13 protein-coding genes are annotated in these 15,660 nt (G+C 39.4%); 1 reads left to right on the forward strand and 12 read right to left on the reverse strand.

Going from position 1 to position 15,660, the window contains the following annotated elements; genetic code table 11:
* Nucleotides 1-749 precede the first annotated feature (749 nt).
* The 4 genes from MMU07_RS21105 to MMU07_RS21120 form a co-directional block, all read right to left on the reverse strand.
* A complete protein-coding gene (locus MMU07_RS21105; RefSeq protein WP_241128595.1) occupies nucleotides 750-1,724 on the reverse strand; it encodes a polysaccharide deacetylase family protein in 975 nt (324 codons plus the stop codon).
* Nucleotides 1,725-1,758: 34 nt separating this feature from the next.
* The gene (locus tag MMU07_RS21110) at nucleotides 1,759-2,838 is read right to left on the reverse strand and encodes a hypothetical protein (protein ID WP_241128596.1); all 1,080 of its coding nucleotides are present in this window, start codon (nucleotides 2,836-2,838) and stop codon (nucleotides 1,759-1,761) included.
* A gap of 228 nt (nucleotides 2,839-3,066) precedes the next feature.
* The gene (locus tag MMU07_RS21115; RefSeq protein ID WP_241128597.1) at nucleotides 3,067-4,278 is read right to left on the reverse strand and encodes a glycosyltransferase family protein; all 1,212 of its coding nucleotides are present in this window, start codon (nucleotides 4,276-4,278) and stop codon (nucleotides 3,067-3,069) included.
* 848 nt (nucleotides 4,279-5,126) lie between these two features.
* Nucleotides 5,127-6,197: a glycosyltransferase family 4 protein gene (locus MMU07_RS21120; protein ID WP_241128598.1), complete on the reverse strand. Its 1,071-nt coding sequence runs from the start codon at nucleotides 6,195-6,197 to the stop codon at nucleotides 5,127-5,129.
* Nucleotides 6,198-6,337: 140 nt separating this feature from the next.
* Here MMU07_RS21120 and MMU07_RS21125 point away from each other — a divergent pair, with 140 nt between their 5' ends.
* Nucleotides 6,338-6,694 carry an endonuclease domain-containing protein gene (locus tag MMU07_RS21125; RefSeq protein WP_241128607.1) on the forward strand — a complete coding sequence of 119 codons (357 nt, stop codon included), beginning with the start codon at nucleotides 6,338-6,340 and terminating at the stop codon, nucleotides 6,692-6,694.
* Nucleotides 6,695-6,869: 175 nt separating this feature from the next.
* Here the strand turns inward: MMU07_RS21125 and MMU07_RS21130 are convergent, their stop codons facing one another.
* The 8 genes from MMU07_RS21130 to MMU07_RS21165 form a co-directional block, all read right to left on the reverse strand.
* Nucleotides 6,870-8,048, reverse strand: a complete 1,179-nt coding sequence (locus tag MMU07_RS21130; RefSeq protein WP_241128599.1) for a hypothetical protein — start codon at nucleotides 8,046-8,048, stop codon at nucleotides 6,870-6,872.
* An 82-nt stretch (nucleotides 8,049-8,130) separates the two neighbouring features.
* Nucleotides 8,131-9,276 (reverse strand): glycosyltransferase family 4 protein, encoded by a 1,146-nt coding sequence (locus MMU07_RS21135; RefSeq protein WP_241128600.1) that lies wholly within the window; start codon nucleotides 9,274-9,276, stop codon nucleotides 8,131-8,133.
* Complete coding sequence (locus tag MMU07_RS21140; protein ID WP_418884527.1) at nucleotides 9,273-10,517, reverse strand: glycosyltransferase; 1,245 nt, start codon at nucleotides 10,515-10,517, stop codon at nucleotides 9,273-9,275. Before MMU07_RS21140 ends, MMU07_RS21135 begins: the two co-directional genes overlap by 4 nt.
* A gap of 10 nt (nucleotides 10,518-10,527) precedes the next feature.
* Nucleotides 10,528-11,457: a glycosyltransferase family 2 protein gene (locus MMU07_RS21145; RefSeq protein WP_255737819.1), complete on the reverse strand. Its 930-nt coding sequence runs from the start codon at nucleotides 11,455-11,457 to the stop codon at nucleotides 10,528-10,530.
* Nucleotides 11,458-11,473: 16 nt separating this feature from the next.
* Nucleotides 11,474-12,427 carry a glycosyltransferase family 2 protein gene (locus MMU07_RS21150; RefSeq protein WP_241128603.1) on the reverse strand — a complete coding sequence of 318 codons (954 nt, stop codon included), beginning with the start codon at nucleotides 12,425-12,427 and terminating at the stop codon, nucleotides 11,474-11,476.
* A gap of 21 nt (nucleotides 12,428-12,448) precedes the next feature.
* Nucleotides 12,449-13,345: a glycosyltransferase family 2 protein gene (locus MMU07_RS21155; protein ID WP_241128604.1), complete on the reverse strand. Its 897-nt coding sequence runs from the start codon at nucleotides 13,343-13,345 to the stop codon at nucleotides 12,449-12,451.
* Entirely contained in the window at nucleotides 13,335-14,567 is a 1,233-nt protein-coding gene (locus MMU07_RS21160; protein WP_241128605.1) for a glycosyltransferase family 4 protein, read from the reverse strand. The genes MMU07_RS21155 and MMU07_RS21160 overlap by 11 nt, the downstream gene beginning before the upstream one ends.
* On the reverse strand, nucleotides 14,564-15,454 hold the full coding sequence (locus MMU07_RS21165) for a glycosyltransferase (protein WP_241128606.1): 891 nt from the start codon (nucleotides 15,452-15,454) through the stop codon (nucleotides 14,564-14,566). The genes MMU07_RS21160 and MMU07_RS21165 overlap by 4 nt, the downstream gene beginning before the upstream one ends.
* Nucleotides 15,455-15,660: the final 206 nt, after the last annotated feature.

Here is a 15,660-nt window from a genome sequence, read left to right on the forward strand (position 1 = left end):
CGTTGCTGATCTTTTTCATAATGCAACTTTACGAAGTAATCACCGGCCAGGAAATATGGGGTTTATCGGATGGATACCAACAAATAACAAAAACTATGTGTTCTATCTGTTCTATGTGGTAAAAAGAAAAAACTTCCCGCTAACCTGCTTCTCCCGAAGCGGATAAAACCTGAATCTTTTTCTCCCGCAAAACCCCAAAAAAAAACTATGTGTTCTTCCTGTTCTATGTGGTAAAAAGAAAAAACTATGCGTTCTATCTGTTCTCTGTGGTAAAAAGAAAAAACTTCTTTGCGTCCTTTGCAAATCCTTCGCGCCCATTGCTGTAAAAAAAGAGTAGGGTTAAAAAATTTTCTTTAGACAATCCCTACCTAGTTTAGAAATCTTTCGATTAAAAATCAATGCGAAAAGTCGCTTAATCACCCATGTCAAAAGTATAAAAAGACTTGGCAAAAAAAAATACCCTGATCAGGGTATTTTTTTTTCAATTCCATTAATTATTTACTTTATTTTAAACTCCTAAATATATAAATATAAATATTTTTATATTTTTTTTAACTATAAAAACCATTAAATGAATCTTTCTTGAAAAATCCATTATGCAATTATCTAACTTCTTGAATTCTTCTCTTTACAGCTATCACATCTAAAATCGGTATTTTCACCTCCTATAGCCCAAAAAAATATCTGAATTTTGATTAATTAAAGTAAAAATTTAAAATATCACCCCAAAAACAAGCCCATAATCCCACTCACAGTGCTTTTTTCCTGACCAAACCTGCGGTTTCCTTCATATTCAAAGATTCCATACCATAATCTCCCCTAAGCTGTGTAAAGTACCCCAGCAATTCCTTAAGGTATTGCAGGTTATCCTCCGTGAAATATCCAAAATTATGCGGATGCCACCAAAGATGGTACACTTCACCCTTTTCTGCAGCCTGCCTCATTTCGGATTTGATCCTCGCCAACCGACGATGATGCGTGATTCTATTCCCTACATATGGACGAAGCAATCTTGAGGTAGGAAGCAAAACAGGCCCCTCATCAATGGAAGATACAGGCAAAGGATAAAAACTATCCTTTCCCAACCGGACCAATGTATCTCCCGTCCGGAACAGCTTTTTAACAATACTCCTTTTCTCCGTATGCCGCCAAAACCAATCCCTAGGATTAGAACGCAAGGTGACAAACCCTTCTTCTGCCGCAACTGCAATCGCATGATTGTCATATTGGTTCCTTGGAAATACCAATGTTTCCAAATTTACCTTAAACTTCTCTGCAGCCAACTTCTGACAGGCTTTCAAATCAGCCCTGAATTGTTCCATATCCTGTCCCTTTTCACAGGTATAATAATGGGCATAAGTATGACACCCAAATTCCTGACCTTTGGCTTGAAGTATTTCCCTGACCAATTCCGGTGCAAAAAGGGTTTCAGGAAACAGCTGCTGCTGCCTTTCTACCCAATGGTATGCTGAAAAATCCTGATGCTCATAGGCAGGCAATATGCTCGGAGAATAGGCTTTCCATTCCTCAAGGTTATCCGCCATCAATCCTCCCACTGCCGCCCAAGTCGCATGCACATCATAATCCCCAAAGAGCGCAAGCATCTTGGGAATAGCTTTTTTGGTTTCAGAATAATAGGAAAGGAATTTGTCAACAGGATATTTGTCAAACCTCCCCCAGTGAAGCTCAAAGTCTAAAGAAATTGTAAAAATCGGCCTTCCCAAACGAAATAAAATTTTATAGGTTCAATCAAAAACTTCAACGAATACAATTATATGATTTATTTACGGAATAAAATACCCTCCAAGCCCCCAAATAACAGAGTAACATGTAGGTACTCTTCATCCGCATCATGATGCCAAGGTTATTCAAAGTCAGGGTAAACACTATGCCCATCAAAATTGTCAAGGCAATACCCAAATAAAAAACATATGGTACTGAATTGACTTTTTTTGTAAACCAAGAGTAAACCGTACCAATCACAAAACCAATAAACAACAATAAAGCAAAGCTATTTTCCATTACCGAAGCTACATCCCAAAAGTCCCTGATGTCTGTCCAAAATGGCCTGAAAAATACTGTCCAAAGTTTTTCTCCCCAGGAATAACCCTCCATATCAACTTCAGAACCTGCTCCAAATTCCCTCAAAAATGACATCTGCCCCGCGCTGAATGCCCTCAAAGCAGAAAAAGAATACTCCTCCAAATGCATGGCTACATAGATCCTTTGGACAGCAACAATACCCGCTACCAAAACCAATAGACTCAAACCAGCCTTATATGGTACCGAAATCTCTTTGTGTAACAATATAGCTGCCCAAACTACAAGACCCAAAGCCAAGCCGGCAACCGGACGAACCCAAAAGGAAAGCAGCGTCCCGATAATAACCAAAATCCAATGTCTTGGCCAATCGGAAAAACCCCTGATTGCCACACCCAAGCCCAAAATCAAAAAGGCTTCCTTCCCCACCCCGGCAGACCAAAAATGCAGGTTGGGAAGGAAAAACAAGCCCAACCAACCCATTTCAATCCATTTGGGAGAAGACACCGGCCAATACTTCACCGCTACTAGGTAAATCTCCCGTATCCCAAAAAAGGAAATAAAAGCATATAAGACATTGCCAAACAAAAATCCCAAACCAAATACTTTTGAAGGCAGGAAGTTAAACCATTGCAAAAAGAAAGTTCCCCTACCCCAATATTCCCCCCATGTGGACGCTTTTTGGGAAAGGTCAGCCGTCAAATCCCAATAACGGATGGCATCGCCCCCATTTTTTAGAAGGTAATGGTGAAAAACAATGGCAAACAAAAAATGATAAACACACAAAACCTGAAGCATTGAAGTTTGAATTTTCGATAAACCCATCTGCTTACCCCGTCTCCGATTAGACCAAAGCAACAAAACCAGTAACCCAAAAATCAATACTACCTCTACCCCCATCACCTCAATTCCCATTATTCCTCATTCTCCATTCTCCATTCCTCATTCATCATTCATAATTCTCAATTCCTCATTCTCCATTCCTCATTCCTCATTCATCATTCATCATTCATAATTCTTCATTCTTCATTCAAAATCCAACATCCCCAAATAACTCCCCACACTCTGCTCAAGACTGAAATGCTCCAATCCAAAATCCCTGATTTTTGCCCTATCCAACTTTGCCAAACCCCCAATCCATCCTTGCAATCGCGGGGTAAACAGTCCATCCCCAACCGAACTTACAAGAAAACAAAAATCCTTATCCTTCAGCATTTGCTCCGTATCACCCACTCCGGAAGAGGCAATAACAGGCAACCCACACAACAGATACTCCCCTAACTTGATAGGCGCAATCCCCACTAGGCTTGAAGCCGCTTTTCTCAAACTTAAGCCCACATCAGCCGCAGAAAGAAAAAGCGGAATTTCTGAATAAGAGCCACTTTGGACAATCACCGATTTCTCCATTTCCATGGGAATCTTTCCGGCTAAATACCCGGTGTCTCGGGTCAAAATCAAAAACTTGGAACCGGGATTATCAATGTGATGCCTACCAAAGCATTCCAACATCTCCTCCACCATGTACTGCGGTCCAATCGACCCGGTGTAAACCCAAAGCAGTTCATTATCTGACAAACCAATTTCCCGCCGAATCCTCGACCTGCTTTCAGAATCAGGCTTGAAAAAGTCGGCATCACGCCCATTGCTCACTTTAAAAAATTTACCTTGATGCTGTCTCCCAATATTTGCCACATGAATATCTGTGGCTTTTTGGGTTCTCGTCAGCACCTTGTCTGCCCTTTTCAAAATCTTACCTTCCTCCTTTTTCAATAAGAGGTATTGCCTTCCCTTGGGATCTAAGCCTGCATAATTTACCCGCTCCTCCAAAGGAAAGCCGTCCGCATCAAAAACCACCTTTACTGACTGATTGGAAAGCCATGAGTAAAGCCTGTTGACCATCATCGCCGGCATCGTGGACCTCGGCATAAGCACCCGGATCTGATGTGCTTTGATGTATTTTTTGAGGTAAAAAACACCCTGATACACCGACCATATCGCGCCGATTGCCGCCATTGGTTTGCGGTGAATGGGATATTGGACATAAGCGATATCCAAAGAGTCTGCCAGATGGGAGAGGCGTTTGACTTCTTGGGGACTTGCCCAGGAAAACTGCATCACATGAACCCTAAATCCCCCTTTTTCCTGTAAACCCTTAAATATCGGAAAAAACAGAGATTCCAGGTAATTCGTACTTTCCGAATCCCAGGTTACAAAAAGAAGGTTTTTTGATTTGGACAATGTGAGTTTAATTGGTAATTGGGTTATTTGATTATCGCCGTCACCCTGAGGAACGAAGGGTCTCTTTCAAGTGGTTCCGCCACGGCGGACAGGTGTAATTATTATCAGGTTGTCTGCTACGCGTTGTCAGGTTGTCTGCTGCGCGTTGTCAGGTTGTCGGGTTGTCAAGTTATCGGCTTGGTACTTGGTACATAATACTTAGTATTAATTGTTTTCGGAGCTGTTGACTGAAATCTGAGACTGCCGACTTGTTCTCGTTTCTCGGCTCTCGCCTCTTGTTTCTTGGCACATAATACTTAGTATTAATTGTTGTCGGATCTGTTGACTGAAAACTGAGACTGCCGACTTATTCTCGTTTCTCGGCTCTCGCCTCTTGTTTCTTGTTTCTTGGCACATAATACTTAGTACTAATTGTTTTCGGAGCTGTTGACTGAAAACTGAGACTGCCGACTTATTCTCGTTTCTCGGCTCTCGCCTCTCGCCTCTTGTTTCTTGTTTCTTGGTACATAATTCTTAGTACTAATTGTTTTCGGAGCTGTTGACTGAAAACTGAGACTGCCGACTTGTTCTCGTTTCTCGGCTCTCGCCTCTCGCCTCTTGTTTCTTGGCACATAATACTTAGTACTAATTGTTGTCGGAGCTGTTGACTGAAAACTAAGGCTACCGACTTATTCTCGTTTCTCGGCTCTCGCCTCTCGACTCTTGTTTCTTAGTAATTGGTACTCCTTACTTAGTACAATAATTCAGCATTCTTATTTTTTTCAAATTACCAGTATACCCCCGATTGACTGCTCTCACCCTTCTCGCATCTCGCTTCTCGTATCTCGTTTCTCTTTAATTCTTCATGATTAATCCAGCATTCTTAATTCCCTAACCATCACCTCAAAATTTCTTTCGAGGGTGTATTTTTCCATTACGAGTTCATAGCCCCTATCTCCCATACTTTTCCTCAATCCCGCATCCAAAACCAACATTTTCAGATAGTTGTACCACGCTTCATGAGTCTCAGCCAAAAATCCATTTTCACCACTTGTCACCACATCCACATTCATACCCACAGGCGAAGCCACTACCGGCAAACCACAAGCCATATATTGGATCAGCTTGTAGGCACACTTCCCCTTTTCCCAGGCATCATCAGGCAAAGGCATCACACCAATATCCATTTGTCGGATCGCAGCTGCCTCTCCCTCCTCTGTCCATTGTACCATTTCCAAAGGTCCATCAAACCCAAATCCTCCAGCCCCTCCCACCACCACCAAACCTGCAGGGTACTCCTTGCAGATTTTTTCCAAAACAGGCCGGATTGTTTTCAGGTATTTGATGGTAGTCGGCGAACCAATCCATCCTATCATAACCCGCTCCTTTTCCTTTTCCTCTTCCACCTTCTTCTCATACCTTCTTGGGTCAATGACTGTCGGCAAAAAAACTATTTTCTTGGCTCCGACGGCCTCTGCCCTTGATGCCAAATAAGAGTTACCCGCCCAGACAGTATGGGAATAGCGCATGACCTTATCAATCTTGTTACCCAAAATATTCCTGACCAAGGGCCTCCTAGCCATACCATACCGATGAAAAACCGCATCATCGTAATCCACTACATAGCCCTTGCCCAATGCTGACAATACCCATTCCGCCCATGCAGGCACAAAAGGAAAAAGTTCTTTTTCAACCCAGACGACATCATACCGCCAAGCCCCCAACAACACCCAAAACCGCTTTAAGTAACAAGCCAAAACATTGACCTTGTCGACCCCCTTTCCGATATACTTTTCTTTAAGATACTCCTCATTAAAAAACGGTGCAATCCTCAACCCATGCCCGGCTTTTTGCCATAAAGGCAAAAACTGAAATGTCCGTAACCGGCTACTCGCACCCATCCTAGGGTATTTGGGAAGAAAAAGGATTTTTTTTGACACTTATTTATTCAAGATAAAATACTTATTACAGGAAGTTTAAACGATTTTTATAACGTTTATTTTTAAGATGAAGTTATAGGGTTTTGTAAATTTACCCTATGTCCTACTAAGAAAACCTGTTTTATGGAGCAAGCCCTGAAATTTTCAGAAGGGCAAGGGAATTAAGAAAAAATACAACCCCTTCAGAAAACAACCTTTGGACATTACTAAGAAAAAAACAATTTGAAGGATACAAATTCAGACGACAACATCCGGTTTTTAAATTTATCGCTGACTTTTATTGCCACGAACTCCGACTGAGTATTGAACTCGACGGAGGAATTCACCTCAATCCTGAACGAGCAGAATACGACCTAGGAAGAACCTTCGAACTCCACCAACTTGGAATTGAAGTGATGAGAATTTCAAACGAGGAGCTGTGTGCAGATATGGATGCCGTGTCATTCAAGATCCTGAACAAGACCTCCCAGATCAAACCTCACCCTTCAGGGGGATAACATCCCCACCCCGACCCTCCCCAAATTGGGAGGGAGAATTCAAACCAATATGGCACATCCGAAACTTAACGGATTCATTCCCCATACTTTCCCAATATCCATATTCATTACCTCTAACTCCCCCTTCAGGGGGACAAAGGGGGTAGAAGGAACAGCGCGTCAGCAATCTCCCCCTCTAGGGGGACACAGGGGGTGGGGTCGCAGTATCCGCCTTCTTCCTGATAATCTCCTCCCGCTTTTGATAATACCTGATCTTTTCCTGAACCCGCAGATAACGCAAATGCTTGTTATATGCGATCAAAAAGAAACAAAACAACAAAAAATAAATCATCGTCATGTTCTTCATCCGCATGACAATTCCCAGATTGGAAAGGGAATTCATAAAGGCCAAAGTCACAGGAATAAAAGTGATCATCCCTGCCTTGATAAACAAAGGCATATCCCTTATCGCCTCAGGTGTCCAGTTCCGGTAAATAAAAAAGCTCAACCATAGATAAAGGAGATTCTCAAAACTGCTGAAGAAGGACACAAAATTATGTGCATCAAAAAACAATGGCCGGAACATGTATGTAAACAACTTCATGGGCCAGGAATATGATGCAAGATCCACTCCAGAACCAACATTGGATGTATTTAAATTCCCGACTTTTTTCCCTGCCAAATCCTCCAAAGACTCAAAAGAAAATTCTTCAATTCTTAATGCTTCCAAAGTTCCAGAACTTAAATAAATCACCCCTGCAAGTACAGCAGAACTCAATAAAACCTTAATAGTCGGTTTAATTTCAGAGCCCAACAAAATAGCAATGCCAGAACCTGCCAATAATGCAAATCCGATATGAGGCCGAGCCATATATACAAAAAACAAAGCTATAATAGCCTGCCACCACCGGCTTTTATATTTCTGTAGAGCAAATAGAAACCAGGCAATGCCCCAAAAACATATCGTATCCTTTCCCACACCTGCGGACCAAAAATGGAGGTTGAGAAAATAAAATACTGTAGGAAACAGAGGAATATTCAGGACAGAGTGGTTGGCCGGAAATAAATCCGCCACCATCACAAATATGTACCGGATCCCTATAAAACCAAGAAATCCAAATAAGATATTACCTGTTATGTAAGACAAGCCCATCAATTGGCTTGGGATATAGCATAACCAAAGAATAAATGTGGTTCCATCTCCAAAATATGAAAACCAAGAAATATCTCCTTTGAGCATAACCTGTTCCATGCCAAATCTCCAATAACCTTGGCTGTCGCCACCAAAGTTTAAAATGTACCAAGTGAAAAAAATGCTAAAAAACACATGATAAAAAAGTAAGTAATGTAAGTGTATTTCATATTTATAGGGCAATCCAAACCGTTTTGCTATGGATGAATTGGTATTAACCAGTGCAAGGATCCCTGCTAATATGAAAATAATGTCTAACAAATGTTCAAGAATAAAATTTGCCTTTTTTCTCTAATGTACCAAGGTATAGTTTTTCGATTTCCAAACAATACCTTTCAGAACTGTAATTTTCTTTGGCCCTTGTAAAACCTGCCTCTCCCATTTTGATTCTTAACTCTTTGTCGGCAATTAAAACGCTTAATTTGTTGCTTATTGATTCCGGAGAAAATGAAGGGACGACAAAACCTGTCTCTTTGTCCTTCACTACTTTTTGCAAACCTCCAACTTTAGTTGCTACTATTGGCAATTTGTGAAGCATTCCTTCGACAGCAACTAATCCAAACCCTTCCCTAGATGAGGGAATACACAAGATATCCATCATTTCATAAAAACTGTTGGTGTCGGGTTGGTAACCTGTAAATATTACAATTTTTTCAAGTTCCAATTCTTTGACCTTTTCTACAATTTGTCCAAGGTCCTTCCCGTCACCTACAATAAGTAACTTTAAATTTTGAAGACTTAAGACTGAAACCGCCTCAATCAAGTCTGTAACTCGCTTATGGTCATTAAATAGCCTTCCCACAAAACCAATTACTATTTCCTCAGGTCTTATACCATATTTCTCCTTGAATAATTGAACTTCTTTACGATTTGAAATTTTTGGTTGGTCAACTCCATTAGGAATAACAATCACTTTATTTTTTTTAACTTTTGTAACTTTGATAAGGTATTCCCCCACTTCAGCAGATATCGCCTGAACCATATCAGCAAACAGGGAATATAGCTTCAATAAGTAATTTGCTTTTTTGGACCTGTTTTGAGGATCGGAGGTTTCTTCCAATATAACTACAGGCACCCTCCCAAATATCCCCCCAAAAGTGGCCATTGTCATCCCTTCAAAGACTCCCCCATGAATAATATGTGGATTATAAGCCTTAACAGCTTGGATTACTTTCACCAATTTTCTAATTTCTATTGCCCGCCTGAATGCTCCTAATTGTATAATTTTGACTCCTTCTTTTTCTAATTCTTGTTCAACAAATCCTCCTGCCCATGTACAAATAATTTGATGCTCATATTTTTCTTTATTTAAGCCTTTTATCAAGGTCAGTAATGTCTGTTCAACACCTCCGGAGGAAATGGTTTCAATACAGTGTAGAATTCGGATTTTTTCCTTTTCTGCCAGTTTCATCCCCCGTAAACCTCCAATAAGTTTACTACATAGCTTCTTACAGAAAACCTATTGGATTCTGTTTTAGCCCTTTTTCCCATTTCCTTCCTTTCCTCATCCGACAGTGTAATAATTGTATGCATGGCAGCTATTGTCGAATCTTTGCTAAGGGGATTTATAAGAATGCCTGACCGGCTGTTTCCCAAAATCTCCTTTGCCCCACCGACTTCGGTGACAATTGACGGCAACCCAGCCATCATTGCTTCTGCAAGGGACACCGAAGAACCTTCGCTCAGGGAAGGCAATATAAAAACATCAGCGCCTAGAAGGAATTCTTTTACGTTTTCTCGATACCCCAAAATTCGGACATGTTTTGTCAGAGAGAGTTGATGGGACAATTCCATCAGCTTTTCCCTTTCACTACCGTCACCAATAAGCCACAAGGACAGTGCCTTTGTCGGGTTGGCTTTAATCAAATCTGAAAAACAATACAGTAACCTATCCAGATTTTTGATGGGTACCAGCCTACAGGTTGTTACAAAAACAAAAGATTCCTCCTCGCCAATCTGTGGCATCACTTCGTCATTCTTTACCTTCACTCCGTCATTCTGTACCTTCACTCCGACATTCTGTACCTTCACTCCGTCATTCTGAGCAAAGCGAAGAATCTCTATGACCTCACTATTCCCGCTCCCCCCATTTGTTCCTTTACGACCCTTTTCATATACCTCCTTCTCCATTCCCTCATTTCCCTTTCCCTCAATACCCCACCCAACCGGATTGTAAATCACCCTAACCTTTTTCGCTTCCACTTCGCCCAGTTCCAAAATTGTATTTTTTACAGCCTCCGAAATAGCAATGACATGATCTGCTTTAAGATAGACCCATTTAAATATCCACTTCCAATAAGTATGGTGGTTGGGCAATCCAATCTCTTCCCCTATTTTGGTTTTTACACCTGCCATTTTTGCCGCCCACAAACCATGGAAATTGGCTTCCCCTCCTTGACAATGCACCACATCAGGCCCTTCTTGGTCAATTATCTTCTTAAGTAGTCGCACAAGCGAAAAATTTGGAATCCTGGTTTTTTGATTCAACACAAGAACAGAATATCCATTTTGTGTCAGCATCTCAGATACCCGGCCACCATGACCCAATACAATTACCTTCACCATCAAATTTTCCGATTTGAGCAATTCAGGTACGGCAAGTGCCACTACCTGCTCGACACCACCAAAATCCAATTCAGAAACTATCCTCAAGATTTTCATCTTACTTCTTATACAAATACCTGAAACAAAACTTAAGGTAATTTCTGATCATTTTTTTTAACCTTGGATGCGGGAGTGCAAACCTGAAAAATGAATAAGGAAGTAAATAAAGAAGCTGACTCAAAGGATAGGAATTAAGCCTTTGTTGTAATAATTTTTTACCTGTTGAAAAATTATGGGCTTGTTCAAAATATTGAAAAAGATTGAGGATCAAATATTTGTCCCGAAAAGCCCACCAAGAAGGGAAATGACTTGAAATGCCATAATCATCTTTATACATTTCTGTAAAAATTGTCTTTTCCAATTTTGGATAAGCACCTATACTGCCTGAAGCCGTCAAATCGTAAAACATAAGCGGTACATGGACATAGCACGCTTTCTTAAACCAATCAAAGGCCCTAAACCAAACATCCACATCCTCTCCTTTTGTCAAATTAGTTTTAAAACCCTCATTATTGTTAAAAAAACTGCTATGCATAACAGTAGAGGAAGAAGTAAACAAAGTATTATAATCTGCCTGACTGAAATAATCCTCAATCACTGTAATCCGGGGGTTTTCAAATTTCTCGGCTAACCCGATATTAGAATAGGAACTTCCTATCATCCCCATTCCTGGAAATTTTTTGACCACAAAATGAATCCAATACAAAAAATCCGGATGCCATACATCATCTGCATCCAAGAAGGCAAGGTACTCGAATGAAGCATTTCTGATCCCTGTATTCCTAGCCGCAGAAACACCTTGATTGCCCTGTGATATTATCCTCACCCTTGGACCATAATGAGCGGCTATTAATTCACTACCCCCATCCGTGGATCCATCATCCACTACAATAATCTCGAAATCAGGAAAAGATTGGTTCAAAACCGAATCAATTGACCTCAAGATAAATTGATTTTTATTGTATAAAGGGATAATTACCGAAAACAAGAATTAAGGTCTAAAATTATTGTAAAAGCCTTTTCAACCGAAGCGCATTTTCAAATCCCAAAACCTTCGAAATCTGTTGGAATTTGGGTCCTCCAATAAATGTCTTTTCATCTACACCCAAATTACCTATCAAATCATTGGCGTTTTTGATCAGGTCAGGGTATAAGGGATAGATATCGTAAATAAATTTCATATACACGCGTTTCAATGCCATCCTGACTCTCTTGGAATCCTCAATTAGAAAAATCTCCCTTTCATAACAGAGAAAAGAAAACAGGAGGGATTTAAAAGCTTTGTAGGATTTTTGTTGACTAACATTATTCTCTCCAGGTATCCTGTAATAAACCAATGCTTTATTCTCAAATAAAATATTTTGACATTTCAATAGAACTCTACAAAAAAATTCTCCATCCTGATTGATAACCAAGGATTCATCCCAATCACCAACTTTTTCAATAACCTTTCTATGCGTTAACCAAGCACCAGGCTGCATCATTTCCTGCTTATTCCAAGAATGCAACAACCAGTCCAAACCTGTCTCAAAATCCCCAAAAACCCCATAAGGAACTCTTGAAAAATTTTGAGTATCATCTCTAAAATTCACCCATTCACAGGAGGCTATTACAAAAGGCGACTTCCCTTCCAATAACCGAAGCTGATTTTCTATTTTATCAGGAGACAGCAGATCATCCGCATCCAAAAACTGGATATAATCCCCCTTGCTTGCTTGAATCCCAATATTAGTAGCTTTGGACACTCCGCCATTGACCTGATCCACTAAGACTATTTTATCTGGGAAACGGGCCTTGTATTCCTCCAAAATAGCCAAAGAACCATCTATAGACCCGTCATTGACCAAGACCAACTCAATATTAGGATAGCTTTGTGCCAAAGCAGAATCCAAAGTCTCCCGGATATAGGCCGCCTTATTAAATACCGGGATTATGATGGATACCAATGGTTCTTGCATCTTGGTTCTCGATTGTTGCATCTATCGCTTGGTGTCCCCTCCTTTTACCAAGCTGAAATATTCCATAAAAACCCCAAAATTGATGGCATTACAAACCCTCAACAAAGCCAAAGATTCCTCAACCGTGACAGTTCGGCTCCGATTAAGCCAAAATCTGTATCTTCTGAAACCAAAATCCAATATATGTTTCAAAAACGCCAAGTTCTTCCCAACAAACCTCCTCGAATAGGTTCCCCCAATCAACCTTTTATATTTGCTGACCAACTCTTTGGTATAATACCTAGAAGGATGGTGGACAATCAGTTTTGGAGAATGGATTATTTTATATTTTTTGGATATTCTGCCTGACAATTCTGAATCACCATTGGATTTCAAATCTGCCTTGAATCCACCAAATTCTCGTATGGTAGATGCATTTGAAAACCAGTTTGCTGTAATGGCATGACCCTCTTTGGCATAAGCCTCAGTAGTAAATCCGGTATATTTTTCATATACCTCAGCGTCCGAAAGCGCTTTGGCATCTTTGAAAAACAAAGGAACAGGACCCGTGAGTACCCCTGTTTCATATTTTTTTTCGTTTGAAAAATGATCAAATGCCACCTGCAACCAATCATCTGAAGGCAAACAATCTGAGTCTGTAAACCCCAAAATTTTACCTTTTGCTTCACTTATTCCCTTGTTCCTTGCAGCATAGGACCCTGGACAGGGTTCATATACTTCTTTTAAATGATAATTATAAATGGTTGGATCCAATCCCAAATTCGGATTTTCAGGATCATTATTAACTACAACAACTTCAAATTCGAAGCAAGAATTTTCCATTATGGAAAATTTGTCCAAACATAACCTCAGTCTCTCAGTGTCTCGATAAACTGGGATTATGACAGAAAAATAAGGAAGCTTTAATTCAGTCTTCATTCAAAATCCCAGAATAAATTACCATCAATTGATCTCCGATTACCTTAGAATCAAAGTTTTCCATGACGAATTCCCTTCCTTTCTTTCCCATTTTTATCCTCAAATCCGGATCATCAATAAGGATTTGAATCTTATCAATAAATCCATCGACATCCCCTTCATTGATAAGAAAACCGGTTTCCCCGTCTATCATCCCATATTTAACCCCCCCAATATCCGAACAAACAACAGGCAATCCCATCGCTTGTGCCTCCTGAACAACAAGACCTTGGGTATCACCCGCTTTAAAAAAAGGGTCGAATAATCCGGGATATACATAAATAGATGCTGAATTAAATTCCTCGATTATTATATCCTGGGAAAGTGCACCTTTCAAAAATACCGAATCTGTTAACCCGAATTCCACAACTTTATTTTCTATTTCATTCCTTTTTTCACCATCTCCGATCATTATCAATTCCAAATCAGGATTATGAAGGAAAAGACGGCGAAAAACCTCAACCATTAATAATCCTCCTTTGAGATGGACAAGCCTCCCTAAAAATATCAACCTGACTTTCGATTTCGATATTGGATTGCGCGAAGGATAAAAATAATTCAGACTCAATCCCACCGGTAAAATTTTGGCTTGAAAATCAGGATTGATATCTTTTAAAAGAGATTGGCTGTATAATGAATTGACCAATAGCGCATCTGTATAATCTTTAAAAATGCTGTATTCATTTTTATAAATATCTCTTTTGTAAGGGAAGATATCATGGCCGTGAAAAGACACCACAATTTTGGAGTTTTCTAACAAACCGGCCCTTTTCATTTTGGCAGCAAAAACACCCATTCCACCAAAGTGGGCATGCAGGATGTCTAAATCTTCTATCCCCTTCAAAAAATTATAATTGAAAATAAAAAGAGGTTCTACTTTTTTTGAAATAATAGCACTAAAACTCCTCCGAACCTTGAGAAAGTCTGTATTTTCCAGATTTTTAAGCAAAAATCCAAAACCAAGTAAAATTCGCTTCGCTATATTTCCTTTTGGGTAAAAAAAATACTGAGTCTTTTCGAGAAGCTGATAAGTCTTAACTTGTTGGTGGATAATGGAATCCTTACAAGGATAAACAGAATAGATAAAAACCTCATTTCCTCTTTCAATTAAATCAATGATCTGATTGACCAACCAAGTTTCGGAAATCCTAGGAAATGATTCTACCAATATTCCGATTTTCATTTTATCCCTTTTGGAAGTACCATTTCTTTGAAATAATAAGCCATTACTTTTAGGCTAAAATCAACTTTCATTAATTTTTTAAGGTAATGAATGGCCTGTTGAAAATTTCTCTCTATAATGTGATTCTGGATCAATTCATGCAGGTAATTGCAAATAGATAGCTTTAGGAAGTCCTTTTTATAATGCCTATACAATTCATCAAAACAACCATAGCCAATTTTTAAACTTTCATTTTTTTGGGTTTTGGAATGAACCCCATTTTCATGTATTCGGTACACAGATCCAAAAAAATTAAGGCAGATCCCTTTAGAAGAATTTAACAAATGGGCTAACAAATGTACATCCCTAAAATATTTAAATGGCCTGATATCCAAATCAGAAATAAGATTTCTCCTAAATACCAAAGTCTGCATCCCTATCTGCCAGCCATTTGCCAATGTAAAACCAGTAATCTCCACTTGGTTTTGATTTTCTTTAAAAAACCTCTCGTTAAGGTCAGGTTTTGAAATTTGACTATCCTGATAAAATAGGGTCGTACGGTGAAAAGCAAAAGAATATTGTTCGTTGCTATTTAGGTAATCAATTTGTTTTTGAAGCTTTTTGGGATCGGTCCAATAGTCATCTCCTTCACAGTAGGCGATGAATTCTCCTTCGCATTGGTTAAGTGTCCAAAAAAAATTTTCAGACATACCCAGGTTGGTATTGTGTCTGATATACCTGATCCGATGACCAAGAGGGTGGGTTTTAATAAGTGAATTAACCAATTCCGGAGTATTGTCAGTGGAACAATCATCCGAAACAAGCAATTCAAATTCATCTTCGATTTTCTGGTTCAATGCAGCATTAATGGCCTCTTTCAAAAAATCTCCATGATTATAAGTAATCATGCAGATACTCGCTTTCAAATACTTAGGTTTCATTAAAAAAATATTAACTACTCTTATAAAATATTGATAAAAAAAGAATTCTAATAATTTGTAATATTTATTTTATTTCCAATTAATACTTTTATTTAATATGTGTATCCGCTTCACTGCACGTAAGGATGAAGAGCTGCAATAACCATCCGTTCAAACAGCTTTTCACCAAAATA

The sequence above is a fragment of the Cognataquiflexum nitidum genome (genome assembly GCF_022538055.1).
Classification (GTDB): domain Bacteria; phylum Bacteroidota; class Bacteroidia; order Cytophagales; family Cyclobacteriaceae; genus Cognataquiflexum; species Cognataquiflexum nitidum.